Genomic DNA, 12,130 nt, shown 5'->3' with positions numbered 1-12,130 from the left:
CCGCCTCACCGCTTCACGATTCGGAGAACCGTGACGATCACGTTCTCTCTGTCCTCCATGGACACAATCTCGTTCCCCGTCTTCGCCGCCCATGCCCGCACGTCCGCCTTGACCCCGAGGTCGGTCGCCCACAACTCGATCACGTCACCCACCTTCGCGCGTCGGTATGCCATGGCCAGATCTGTGATCGGGCCGGGGCACGATGACCCCCGTGAATCCACGAGCGTACGGTCTGCGGTCGCTCCATCCATCACGGCACCTCAGATGAAGAGCGTTTGGCCGTTCTCGGACGCCTGGAGGAACGCCGCGGCTCCAACGACGTCGTCAACCAGATCGTTAAAATCGGCCTTGACCAGCCCCATCACGCTGGCCATCATCGAGCACGCGTAGACTTTCGCGCCCAGTTCTTTGGCCTGCACCAGCATCGTGTCCCATGCTCCGACGCGGTTCGCCTGCATGCCTTTGGCCAGCGCGGGCGCCATGTTGGCAAACTCTGCTGGGAATGGCAGGTCATGGGGCTTCTTTGTAAAACCCAACAACGCGAATCCCGTGACGAAAATGTTCACCTGCATTCCCATGGCCGCTGCGGCCTGTGAAACGACCCCCAGGGGAATGAACTTGTCGGCCGTCCCGCTAAACATGATGATCGACATCTTACCGGTCGTGCCACCGTTCGACTGGACCTGCATATTCCCAAAGCCTCCTTCCCTGCTCCCGGCAACTCTACTACCTCCTACGTTACACGGCCCGCGGTTCGCTCACCATCAGGCGGTCAGTGTATCCGGGGATACTGCGGGAAAGGCAGATCGCTTCCGATATGAGGCCGTCGTCCGGTACGCCTCGTCCCGGTGCGGCCTGGCGCCTGTACTTAGGATCCTTTGTGAGCCGCGATGCGGAAGGCAGTCGGCAATTGGGTGCTGCGGCGGGGGATTACCAGGGGTCCGCTGGCCCCGCAAAGCCCTACCTGAGCGGACGTCCGGTGACTAAACTTCTCATTGAGTGCGGTGACCAGGGGCAACCTTCCCAGTCTCAACAGATGGAGCAGACGTCTCAAAATCGCCATGGCGGCGAGGTCGGGCGTTCCGCATCCACACGCACCTTGTGGCGAGTTCACCCTTCGAGGATTGTCTCGCGGCCCGGTGCGAGCCAGCGCAGGCGGTTCCCGAACCCGGCGCTGGCGAACGGCGGCTTATGTCCTTTTGTGGACGGGCGGGTGGCGGGAACCCCAGCCCGTCCATTATGGCTGAAAGGTGCCCACACCTGAGGGAGCGCGATGCGGGTCGCCGTCTGCGCGAACCTGGCGACGGAGTTGGCGGGAGCGCCCGCACCGACCGCCCAGGGACTGATCCAACCAGGGAGCGCCTCAGACGCCGCGGACGAGGATGACCCCGAGCGCCACCACAGCGATCGAGAACAGCAGGACAACGCGGCCCATCCAGGCTGCCCGTCGCCGGAGTCGCTGCGCGGCTGCGGTATCGAGTTGCTCCGCCGCTACGGGCCCGAGCACAAGATCGTGAACCGCGCTAATGACCACGACGGCCGCCACGAGGATGAGCTTCGCCGCCAGCGTGTGGCCGAACCATCCCTGCCACCCGCTCCCGTCGCGCAACTGAGTCCAGCCGTACCCCCTAAACCGCAGATTGGCGAGTCCGGTCAGCACCAGCGTCGCAACCGCCATCCACCCAACCCAGCGAAAACGCACTCCCGCCCCCCGGATCAGCGGCCCCGCCACGAACCGATACTCCCGCTGCCGGAGAATCGGCAACACGACGAGGGCCAGGAAGATCATGCCGCCGACCCAGATGCAGGCGGCGAGGATGTGCAGGGTCACGCTGACCTCGTACCACGACATCACTGTCCCCGCATCCCCCCCTGTGGGGGCGGGGGCAGACGGCGGGCGGAAGCCGCGGCTCCCGCGGTTGCCGCGAGAAACAGCAGAATCGCGAGCACGCCGAGCAGTCCGCCCCACCGCCGCCCCTCGGTCCATCCCCCAAGATCGCTTCCGAGCCTCAGGAGGATCGAGACATCCAAGAGCGCGAGGTGCCCATAGAACCCCGGCCAGTACGGGACCGCCCGACCCAAGACTGCGGGCACGATGATCGGCGCGTGCGCGAAGAGCATCCCAAAGACAAACCCCAGAAACACCACATGCAGCATCGCGTCGTAGGTCGGTCCCGCCACGGCGCCGCCCAGGACAACCCACAACCCGCCGCCGATCAACAGCCACACGTAGCCTGACAGCAGGCTCGCGGCGATGAACCGAGGCAGCCCCGGTTCTCGAATCGTGCGGCGGGCGATATCGTACCGCAACAGCCAGAGCGACATACCGATCATGCCCGCCCCGGCGAACCGCTCCCCCAAGGCGAAGATCGGGACCGTCAGCACCAGACCGGCAAGATAAACGCCCACCGCGACTAACAGTACGGCCCGAGCGCCACGCGAAGGACGTACCAGGCGGCTGAGCTCCAGCCGTTCTCCGACGATCGTCAGGATCAAGAACCCAGTGAGCCATGGGACGGTCTGGACGATCGGGCCTCCCCCAAGCCACAGCAGGTTGCCGACAAACCAAGCCCCCGCTCCCGCGGCCATGACGATCATGAACGCGGCGGGTTGTCGACTGAGGAGATGCCCGAAGGCGACGACGAGGCCGAGGCCCGCGGCAGCAAAGAGCATCGGAACGGGCATCCCGGCCAAGAGGGCGACCACACCAACGCCAGCCAGGAGCGGGGCGCTGTAGGCCCATACGCGCGCCAGTGCTGCCGCGCGTTCCAGACCGATGAGCGTCCCCAAGAACCCCGAGACCATCAACGGCCCATGAGCCAGCGTGAGCCCGGCCCGTAGGTCAGGCATCACCCAGCCGATGCGCACAAGCCCACCCCAGAGCCCGACGAGCAGGGCGAGCACGCTCAGGAACACAAACGGCAGATGCTCCACGCGCGCGCCCCGCCCCCGGCGCGCCATCGGAGGGATCGCGGAAGACAGGCGGATCACCGGCCGGTAGGGGTGACGGCTGCGCTACCCGGGCCGGCCACTCCGTCCAACGGCTCCGTGGTCGGCTGCGGTCGGCGGCGGACTCGCCACGGCGAGGGCCACAAGACGCCCCGTGGCCCGGAGCCCGCGGGCCGTCCCGGCGGTCACGACGGCAACGGCACCGGGTGAGATGGGATCCTCTCGATCTCCCACTGTCATCATCCCGTCCCCTTCCAAGACGACAAGTGCGAGATCAATCCCCGGCGTATGTACCGCGATAGCCTGGCCCGGTTCCAGACACAGCAGTAACACCAGGATACGCTCCGTCTCAGCGAGGACCGCGGGCTGGAACCGCTCCCGCCGAAACGCCACGGCCGACGTGTAGGATGCGAGAAGTGACATACCCACGCTCCTTCCTTTCGACGCGCCGGTGGGGGGCTCACGCGGTCCACCCCAAGCGATCCCGCGCATCCTCAGACATCATCAGCGGATCCCACGGGGGATCCCACACCAGCTCTACCTCAACGGCCTGAACCTCGGGGAAACTCTCCCGCAAGGTGGTTTCGACTTCTCCCGTCAGGTATCCGGTGACCGGACAAGCCGGGGTCGTCATCGTCATGACCACCCTGACCCGGCCGTTCGCCGTGTCGATCCCGTAGACGAGGCCCGTCTCAACAATGTTCAGTCCGATTTCCGGGTCGACGATCCGCCGGAGAATCTCGACCACATCGCGACGGGTGATCATTCAAACCCGGCCGATTCGCACTCGCCAGACCACAGGCCCCTGCTCCAGATACGTCCACGTGAACTTCCCCGGTTGTTCCGCTTGGAACTGGTAGTAGAGAGGCTTGGGATCGTGGTCGTTCACGAGCGTGAAAGCCTGCCCGGAGCGCAGCCCATCGAACGTGTCGAGAATGAGGGGGTGGCGGCGGGCGGGCGGCAGGGAGCGGACATCGAGGGTGGCGTCTCCCTTCTCGGTTCCCTGCTTTGGTGGGGTCTCGTGCATGTCCGCCAGGATGTCCTGTTGTTCAGTCTGCGATACGTACCGCTCCAGCAGGGGCAGGTAGATCTGTTCTTCCTTCTCCAGATGGACCTCGAAGACTGCCTGCAACTGCCAGGCCAGACGTGCCAGGTCCCGACGCGCCTGAGCACGCCCGGCCTCCCGGGTATCTCGCGCGTCGGCTGCCGCGCGCTCGAGCGCCTGTATATAGCGTTCGATTGCTCGGTGATCCATCCGCATCGTGGCGGTGGCCATGCCGTGTGCCTTCAGCAGCGGCTCGACCACCGGGTACAGGGACCGCTCCTCGCCCGTTGCGTGTGGCAGCAGTTCCCGGCGGAGGAAGCGAACGAGCGGCTCGGGATCGCCCTGCGAAGCTCCTCCCGTCAGCGCCGCCGTGTGCTGAGCCAACTCCTCAGCCAGCTGTCGGTGATGGTACCGAAACGCATCACTCACCTTGGACATTGTCCTCCTCCATTCCTCTCCGCAGATACACGTCTTGAATGTAACACCGATCCTGTGCGCCTCCCTGGTATCGAGGTCTTACATACCCGCACATCGATCCGTCGGATCTAGGCCATGGTGGATGAACAACCCGCGGGCGCCCTGACAGTGCGTCAGCGTCCTTTTGACGGATCGTCCTGCGTGCGAACACGATATGATGGCATCCCCTCCATCGGCTCATCCTGCTGGGTCCCGCCCGGTTGATTGCCTCCCCCCGGGCCGCCTTCAGTACACACGGGGTGCGTGGTCCCGTCTTTGCGCTGAAGCAACTTCCATAACAATTGCATTTGTCGGTCGGCTGCCCGATAAGGCCCCTCCCCCGGGGTTCGGCCATCGCGTCCAGCCGGTCCGGTTGCAGCATCTAGAGGGGCCTGGCCGGCCTCAACCGCTTCCATCCCTTCCCGCTGGTTCATAATACGGCTCATGCGTAGAGGTCACCCCGCGCCCTAGCGGACCGACCCCGCGCGATTGGTCACCGCAGGCCAAACCACCAAATCAGGTGGGTGCCCGAGCCCGAATCAAGCGCCGATCCGATGGCCGCACCTTCGCCGCCAGCGTACCCTGGAGGCAGCAATCTAAGAGGAGGTACGCCCGTGGAAGCTCTGCCTTCCGGCGCGCTGTTAGTGCCGACGGACATGTCCCACGTCTCGCTCCCCGCCGTGGCCTACGCGGCCGACTTCGCACGGCGCACCGGCGGGACGCTCGTGCTTCTGCACGTAGTTTCCCCCAGAGAGAGCGAAGAGGGAGTCGTCGATGGCCGGTATGTGGACCAGCAATTCGAGGAGATCCGGGGGAGGTTGCTTTGGTGGTTTCGGACGTTCGTCCCCCTGGCGGCCCGACAGGGCGTGGGCGTGGAGACGGTCGTGTGCGTCGGCCATCCGGAGCACGAGATTCTCACCATGGCTCGGGCGATGCAGGCGGGGATGATCGTAATGGCCACCCACGCCCGCCGAGGATTGCGGCGGGCCGTCATCGGGAGTGTTGCCGAGGCTGTGCTGCGCCAAGCGCCGTGCCCCGTTCTCGCGATGTCTCCAACGGCATTACAGAATTCCAACCACGCCGGCCTCGTGCCGGGTGGACAGGGAGGTTGTGTGATGCATGCACGCGAGCTGATGAGCACCCCGGTGGTCACCGTGTCCCCGGAGACCAACTTGAAAGAAGTGGCGGAGTGCATGGTTGCCCATCGCGTGAGCGGCGTACCCGTCGTCGACCATTTCGGCCGCCTGGTGGGCATCATCTCGGAGACAGATCTCGTCTCGAAACTCGAATCCGAGGAAAAGAGACCTGGCCTGGCGGGCCTCCTCGACCACCTCGCGCAACCGGTGGGAGAAGATCGCAAACTTCACGCCAGGACCGCAGCAGAGCTCATGACGTCTGCGGTCGTCACCGCGCCGCCGGACGCGTCCGTCCGCGAACTGATCCACCTGATGACGGGCCAGGGCGTCAACCGAATCCCGATCGTCGAAAGCAGCCGGGTGATCGGCATCGTCACGCGGGCAGACATCCTGCGGACGCTGGTGCGGCCCGACGCCGCGATCACGGAGGATGTGCGCTGGAGGCTTCTCCACGATCTGTGGATCGACCCGACGCCGCTCACGATTGATACGCGCGATGGGATCGTGTCGATCGCCGGGGAGGCGCCGACGCGGTCGGAAGCGGAACTGGTCAAGAGCTGGGCCGCGGCCACGGAAGGCGTGGTCGACGTCGATACGCGGGGACTCCGTTACCGCAATGACGACCGACGCATCAAATTACCCGCCGGCCGCGGGTGGCAAGATCGATCATAAAACGGGAACCAAATCCCGACCTGAGTGCCCTCATCGGGTTGGTATCGAGATGCAACGCCGCGACGGGTTCGCGGCAAGCACCCCTGAGCGCACTGCACGGGACCTAACGGGGACTCGGTGGCGAGCGACCACTGAGATCCGCGGCCATCACCCGGGCCGGACCGTGAGGGCATCCCGAACCGTTAGCCAGATGGTCACCGCGACTCAGCGGGCTCCAGGGCATACCCTGCCCCGGGCGATTCGATCCGATTCCGGGGGACGCTTTGCCACCCGTATGGCGCCCGGTGCGCTCGTCAACGAACCCGGCAGGGGAGTCCGGCACGGACATGGTGGTCGGGCAGGGAGACAGAGACCGCCTCGGAGGAGTTCCGTCCTGGGATCCGAATCGAACACGGGGTGAATGGCAATGGCAGAGAGCAAAGGTGCAAAAATCCGAGTGCTGATCGCCGATGACCATGCGATCGTCCGCGAAGGCGTCAAAAGGATCTTGACGGCAGAGCCGGATCTCGAGGTCGTGGGAGAGGCGGAGGACGGCCTGCAGGCGATCGAGCAGGCGAAGAAACTGAAGCCGGACGTCGCCGTACTCGACATCAGCATGCCCAAGATTAACGGGATCGAAGCGACGAAGCAGATCAGGGCCGCTCTCCCCGCGACCCACACGCTCGCGTTGACGATGCACGAGGACGACTCGTACGTGTTCCAATTGCTCAAAGCGGGCGCCTCGGGGTACGTGCTGAAGCGGGCGGCGGCAACCGATCTCGTTCAAGCGATCCGAGCCGCCCGGCGGGGGGAGGCGTTCCTCTACCCTTCCGTGGCGAAGGCCGTGGTCGCGGATTACCTCAAGCGCGTGGAAACCGGCGAAGGACGCGAGACCTACGATGGCCTCACCGACCGGGAGAAAGAAATCCTCACCGTCGTCGCCGAAGGGGCGACGAACCAGGAGATCGCCCAGAAATTGTACATCAGCGTGAAAACGGTTCAGACGCATCGGGCGCACATCATGGAGAAACTCAACCTGCACGACCGCACCATGCTCGTCCGGTACGCGATTCGAAAGGGCCTGATCGAACCATAGCACCACGCTCCCGGCACCGCCGATCGCCGCGAAGCCGATTGCCCGTACCCCGCCCCGGCGAGGGAAGGCGTGGTTGGGGGGCCGACGGCCGTCGGTGGTGAAGATGCTCCTCGCCTCTTCGGAGTCGCCGGCGAAACGACCCACTTTCCCGATGGAGTTCCTCTCCTGAACTCCGGCGCCGGCCATCGCTCGCCTTGATCGGATCGGCGACCAGCAGGACACTGATTTTCGGAAACGTCCCACCACGTTGGGGGGCACGGGATGATCAATGACACCAGGCCATCTTCGCATCGTCACCGAGGGGGGAGAGGAATGGGCGCCTCAGGCGGTATCTACGGTATGGCGTTTATCGGCGCACTCGTCTACTACTGGCAACATGCGACCACATTCTGGGCTGGGGTGCTCGGGTTCTTCAAAGCTCTTTTTTGGCCCGCCGTGCTGATGTACAGGGTGTTGGAGCTCCTGAAATTGTAGCCGCTTAATCCCCCCTTGACCCTCCTCGCTGCCCGCAACTTGCATCCGATCTGAAATCTCAGGACCGGCGGGATCGGGTGACGACCCGATGGACGTTCGTCTGGACGACCGATAGATGAGCCGTCGCGCAACTGTCATGCTTGGACCGGAAGGGTTACAGGCGGAGCTCGGGGAGCGATTACGGGGGCCGGGTCGAGCGATTTTGGGCCGATCGGACTGTGCCGGAGGCGTGACGATGCGACAAGTGACAGCAAAGGAAATCATGAGCGACTCGGTAATCACCGTCGGCCCCGACACGCCGTTTCAAGAGATCGTGGCGATCATGTTGCAACACGGGATCAGCGGCCTCCCGGTCGTGGATCAAGACGGCCGGCTCCTCGGAATCGTGACCGAGGCCGACCTTCTTCTCAAGGAAGAAACACCCCACGCGCAGCGGCCGTTGATCCCCTGGCACGGATCGTCGCTTCGGCTGGAGCGGGTCCTTGACCGGCACAGAAAGGCGGAGGGGGCGACGGCGGGGATGCTGATGACCGAGAACGTCGTCACGGCGACCGAGGACACCACCGCGCACGACCTCGCGCACCGGATGCTCACGCAAGATATCAACAGGATCCCGATCGTCCGGGATGGTCGGATCGTGGGAATCGTCACCCGCGCGGATATCCTGAAGGTGTTCACCCGCGGTGATCAGACGCTGCTCGAGTCCGTCCGCGTGGTGCTTGCTCGCGACCTGTGGATCGATCCCAAGGATCTGTCCATCTCGTGCCTCAACGGTGTCATCACCGTGTGCGGAGAGGTGGACCGCCGCACCGATCGTGACCTCCTCATCCGTTGGGTCAAGTCGATCGACGGCGTGATCGGCGTGAACGCCGACCAACTCGAGTTTCGCATGGACGATCTGGCCCTGGGGAAGGTTATCAGGTGACGTCGTCCTCAGCTCCCTAGTCGTCCGATGACGGTCGAGGTTCGCAGCCCCGCGCCCCGAGGGTCTGCGGACCGTGTGATTCTCCCCGTCCCTGCCTACGTCGAGGCGGCGTTGCCGCGCGTCCCCACAGCACGGGACCACCGCCGCCTGACCCTGGGCGTTGCCCGGGCACCCCAAGGGGCCGGCGTGGTGGACCTCATCCTCGACCTCGAGGGCGGCCGCCTGAGGGTCGGCTACGATCCCCGCGTGCTGTCGCGTGAAAACGCGCAGCGGCTGGCGGCCCACCTGGCTGCGCGGCTTCTCGACGTTGAGACGATCGTTCGCTCCGAGTTGCCCGTGGCACACCTCCTGCCCTGTTCGACCTGCCCGCTGACCGTGGAATGTGCCCTCCGCCGGCTCCCAGGCGTGCTCGGCGTCAACGTTCGGTACGCCTCCGGTCAGGTCACCGTCGATTACGACCCGCGGACGGCCAACGAGGCGCAGATCCGGCGGCGGCTCAGCGACCTCGGGGTGCCCGTCCGTTCGACCGACGCGGACAAACCCGTCTCGTGGTGGAAACGGCACGAGCTGGCGGGGCTCACCGGAGCCGCCTTTCTCGCCCTCATCGTCGGAGTCGCCCTCGAACATCTTGTCAGGGCCGGTCCGTGGGCGGTCGCCGCCTTTGGCGCAACCTACCTCACCGGGGGATGGCAGGCGACCCGAACGGCGGTCGCGGCGATTCGGGGCGGCGCCCTGGACATTAACGTTCTGATGCTCGCCTCGGCCGCGGGAGCGGCGGCGATCGGTTTCTGGGAAGAAGGCGCGGTCCTCTTGTGCCTGTTCTCGCTGAGCACCACCCTCGAAGCGCACGCGATGGAGCGCACCAGGCGGGCGATCCGAGCGCTAATGGCCCTGCGCCCGGACGAGGCCGTGTTGCTGCGGAACGGCCAGGAAGTTCACGTTCCGGTGGAGACCCTCCAGGTCGGCGACGTCATTGCGGTGAAACCTGGGGCGAGGATTCCCATCGACGGAACCATCCTCGCCGGAACCACCTCGATTGATCAATCCGCCCTCACCGGGGAGTCGATCCCCGTGGGACGGGCGATGGGCGATCCGGTGTTCGCCGGGACCATCAACATCACCGGCGCGCTCGAGGTGCGGGTCGCCACGCTCCCCCAAGAGACGACGCTGGCGAAGATCATCGCACTCGTCGAGGAGGCACAGGGTCAAAAGGCGACAACGCAGCAGCGGATCGACCAGATCCAGCAGGGATACGCCATCGCGGTGCTGGCGGCATCGGCGGCGCTGGCTACCCTCCCCACCCTGTTCTTTCACCGGCCGTTTGTTGCCATGTTCTATCGGGCGATGACCCTGTTGGTCGTGGCCTCACCGTGCGCGCTGGTCGTCGGCACGCCCGCGACGGTTCTCGCCGCGATTACAAACGGCGCCCGTCGGGGGATCCTATTCAAGGGCGGGGTGCACCTCGAGCGGATGGGGCGCGTGAAGGTCGTCGCGTTCGACAAGACCGGAACGCTCACCCTGGGGCGCCCCCGCGTCACTGATGTCATCCCCGCCCATGGGATCGCATCCGGAGAACTCCTTCGGCTCGCCGCCGCGCTCGAGCAGCGGTCGGAGCACCCGTTGGGGACTGCGATCGTGGACGCGGCTCGGGCAACACCGGCCCCGCTCCCGGAACCCGACACATTTCAAACCGTCACGGGCAAGGGCATTCGTGGCACGGTGGGCGGCCAGTCCATCGTGATCGGAACCGCGGTCCTCCTCGGAGACGATGGCATCGTGCTCCCGGAGTCGCTGGTGGATGCGGCCGCACGTCTCCGCGCAGGCGGAAAGACAACGGTGTTTGTCGCATCATCGCGCGCGCTCGGCGTGATCGGTATTGCGGATCCGCTTCGTCAGGAGGCTCCCGAAGCGTGCGCGGCCCTGCGCCGTCTCGGGGTGCGCCGCTTGGTCGTGCTGACCGGTGATCACACGACGGTAGGCAACGCGGTCGGGGAACAGGTCCGGGCAGACGAGGTCCGCGCGCAAACGTTGCCACAGGAGAAGGCCGAGGCGATCCGCGCGCTGCGGCGGGAGTTCGGGGAAGTCGCCATGGTGGGCGACGGGATCAACGACGCCCCCGCGCTTGCCGCCGCGACGGTGGGAATCGCCATGGGTGTCGCCGGAACCGATGTGGCGCTTGAAACGGCGGACATCGTCCTGATGTCAAGCGACCTGAGGCAGGTGGCCTATGCCGTCGCCCTCAGCCGGAAAACGCGGCAGGTGATTCGTCAGAATCTGATCTTCGCTCTCGGCGTGATTGTCTTCCTTGTGACCATGACCCTCCTCGGACACCTGCGCCTTCCCCTTGCGGTTGTCGGCCACGAAGGGAGCACGGTGCTCGTCGTCCTTAACGGGCTCCGCCTCCTGGCGACCATCCCTACAGCGTCCAAAGGATCATCGTTTGGCAACTCTGCCTCGCCCGCATTAGCCGTTTCGTGAGTCCAAGGGCGATGTAAGCGGAGAGGACGTCACCAGGCAAAGCGCCGGGTACCGAGCGTCCAGAAAGATCAGGGGTGCTCAGCAATGCGGGCCGGAGCCACGAACTCTCAGCAACGGGCCGGATCTGATCGGACGCGACGGATATGCGCATTTCCAACAGGAGCGGTGTTGAGGGAAATCCTTGTCCGTTCTATGATGGAGACAATATACGCTTGCCGCGGCGGCGGCGCCCGGTACGCGTCCGGCCAGATCGCCGTCGACTACGGCCCGCCGACGACCACGAGACCCAGGTCGCTCTTGCGGGACCGCGGAGATACTCGGCAAAGGGCAGATCGGCTCCGTTGCGTCCGATGCTCACCGTACGGGACCCATCCCGAACGCCGTGCGACCCGCAGGGCGGCGCGTGGAGAACTCGACAAGGGCGGTGAGAGGGCCTGCGCCCACCGGGATGATAGCACACGCCCGAAGGTGTCTGGTCCGTCATTGTCGCTAGGGGCTTTCGGGACTCGAGCAGAATTCAGAGCTGTGATCTACGCATGACCTCGATGGCACGCTCGCCGCAGACGAAGCCCCGTTGGCCAATTCGGGCCAGGGTCGGCATCTTGTTGGGCGCGGTCGCGCTCGCAGTGGGCGGGTGGTGGTGGTACGGGCGATCCGTCCCGCCCGGGCCGATCGCCGGTGACGCGTCCATCGAGGCCAGTCCTGTAGACGTCGTGACAAAAGCGGCTGGCCGGATACTCCGTTTGACAGCACGCGCGGGAGATCCGGTGCGGAGGGGTCAGGTCCTGGCGGAGTTGGAGCCCGAGGAGGCGAGCGCGCAGGTCGCCCAGGCCCAGGCGGGTGTGAGGCAGGCGGAGGCGGAAGTGGCACAGGCCCGGCAGGCCGTGGCGACCCAGCAACTGGTGACCGACGCGCAGGTC

The 12,130-nt window shown here is 65.5% G+C and carries 11 protein-coding genes; 4 read left to right on the top strand and 7 right to left on the bottom strand.

Annotated features, from left to right (window positions below):
• Window positions 1–5: 5 nt before the first annotated feature.
• The 7 genes from VKV57_16930 to VKV57_16900 all read right to left on the bottom strand — a co-directional run bounded on the left by VKV57_16930 (window position 6) and on the right by VKV57_16900 (window position 4,432).
• Window positions 6–251: a sulfurtransferase TusA family protein gene (locus VKV57_16930; protein HLW61588.1), complete on the bottom strand. Its 246-nt coding sequence runs from the start codon at window positions 249–251 to the stop codon at window positions 6–8.
• 9 nt (window positions 252–260) lie between these two features.
• Window positions 261–689 carry a DsrE/DsrF/DrsH-like family protein gene (locus tag VKV57_16925; protein HLW61587.1) on the bottom strand — a complete coding sequence of 143 codons (429 nt, stop codon included), beginning with the start codon at window positions 687–689 and terminating at the stop codon, window positions 261–263.
• Between the two features lie 674 nt (window positions 690–1,363).
• The gene (locus tag VKV57_16920) at window positions 1,364–1,852 is read right to left on the bottom strand and encodes a DUF4149 domain-containing protein (GenBank protein ID HLW61586.1); all 489 of its coding nucleotides are present in this window, start codon (window positions 1,850–1,852) and stop codon (window positions 1,364–1,366) included.
• Window positions 1,852–2,961 carry a hypothetical protein gene (locus tag VKV57_16915; protein ID HLW61585.1) on the bottom strand — a complete coding sequence of 370 codons (1,110 nt, stop codon included), beginning with the start codon at window positions 2,959–2,961 and terminating at the stop codon, window positions 1,852–1,854. Before VKV57_16915 ends, VKV57_16920 begins: the two co-directional genes overlap by 1 nt.
• Before the next feature lie 54 nt (window positions 2,962–3,015).
• On the bottom strand, window positions 3,016–3,372 hold the full coding sequence (locus VKV57_16910; protein ID HLW61584.1) for a cupin: 357 nt from the start codon (window positions 3,370–3,372) through the stop codon (window positions 3,016–3,018).
• A gap of 37 nt (window positions 3,373–3,409) precedes the next feature.
• A complete protein-coding gene (locus tag VKV57_16905; protein ID HLW61583.1) occupies window positions 3,410–3,715 on the bottom strand; it encodes an iron-sulfur cluster assembly protein in 306 nt (101 codons plus the stop codon).
• The gene (locus tag VKV57_16900) at window positions 3,716–4,432 is read right to left on the bottom strand and encodes a DUF2249 domain-containing protein (protein HLW61582.1); all 717 of its coding nucleotides are present in this window, start codon (window positions 4,430–4,432) and stop codon (window positions 3,716–3,718) included. It abuts the gene before it with no gap.
• 632 nt (window positions 4,433–5,064) lie between these two features.
• Between VKV57_16900 and VKV57_16895 the strand changes: the two genes are divergently transcribed.
• From VKV57_16895 to VKV57_16880, 4 genes are all read left to right on the top strand, one after another.
• Window positions 5,065–6,258: a CBS domain-containing protein gene (locus tag VKV57_16895; GenBank protein HLW61581.1), complete on the top strand. Its 1,194-nt coding sequence runs from the start codon at window positions 5,065–5,067 to the stop codon at window positions 6,256–6,258.
• Window positions 6,259–6,664: 406 nt separating this feature from the next.
• Complete coding sequence (locus VKV57_16890) at window positions 6,665–7,333, top strand: response regulator transcription factor (GenBank protein HLW61580.1); 669 nt, start codon at window positions 6,665–6,667, stop codon at window positions 7,331–7,333.
• 709 nt (window positions 7,334–8,042) lie between these two features.
• The gene (locus VKV57_16885; GenBank protein ID HLW61579.1) at window positions 8,043–8,732 is read left to right on the top strand and encodes a CBS domain-containing protein; all 690 of its coding nucleotides are present in this window, start codon (window positions 8,043–8,045) and stop codon (window positions 8,730–8,732) included.
• A gap of 75 nt (window positions 8,733–8,807) precedes the next feature.
• Window positions 8,808–11,210, top strand: a complete 2,403-nt coding sequence (locus VKV57_16880; protein HLW61578.1) for a heavy metal translocating P-type ATPase — start codon at window positions 8,808–8,810, stop codon at window positions 11,208–11,210.
• Window positions 11,211–12,130 lie beyond the last annotated feature (920 nt).

The organism is bacterium (genome assembly GCA_035307765.1).
In the GTDB taxonomy this organism is placed as follows: Bacteria; Sysuimicrobiota; Sysuimicrobiia; order Sysuimicrobiales; family Segetimicrobiaceae; genus Segetimicrobium.
The sequence above is the reverse complement of the archived record's forward strand: the minus strand, read 5'-3'. Positions and strand labels throughout refer to the sequence as shown.

Coding starts and splice junctions, on each gene's coding strand:
- VKV57_16930 (HLW61588.1), bottom strand. CDS start 251: ATGGATGGAGCGACCGCAGACCGTACGCTCGTGGATTCACGGGGGTCA.
- VKV57_16925 (HLW61587.1), bottom strand. CDS start 689: ATGCAGGTCCAGTCGAACGGTGGCACGACCGGTAAGATGTCGATCATC.
- VKV57_16920 (HLW61586.1), bottom strand. CDS start 1,852: ATGTCGTGGTACGAGGTCAGCGTGACCCTGCACATCCTCGCCGCCTGC.
- VKV57_16915 (HLW61585.1), bottom strand. CDS start 2,961: ATGGCGCGCCGGGGGCGGGGCGCGCGCGTGGAGCATCTGCCGTTTGTG.
- VKV57_16910 (HLW61584.1), bottom strand. CDS start 3,372: ATGTCACTTCTCGCATCCTACACGTCGGCCGTGGCGTTTCGGCGGGAG.
- VKV57_16905 (HLW61583.1), bottom strand. CDS start 3,715: ATGATCACCCGTCGCGATGTGGTCGAGATTCTCCGGCGGATCGTCGAC.
- VKV57_16900 (HLW61582.1), bottom strand. CDS start 4,432: ATGTCCAAGGTGAGTGATGCGTTTCGGTACCATCACCGACAGCTGGCT.
- VKV57_16890 (HLW61580.1), top strand. CDS start 6,665: ATGGCAGAGAGCAAAGGTGCAAAAATCCGAGTGCTGATCGCCGATGAC.
- VKV57_16885 (HLW61579.1), top strand. CDS start 8,043: ATGCGACAAGTGACAGCAAAGGAAATCATGAGCGACTCGGTAATCACC.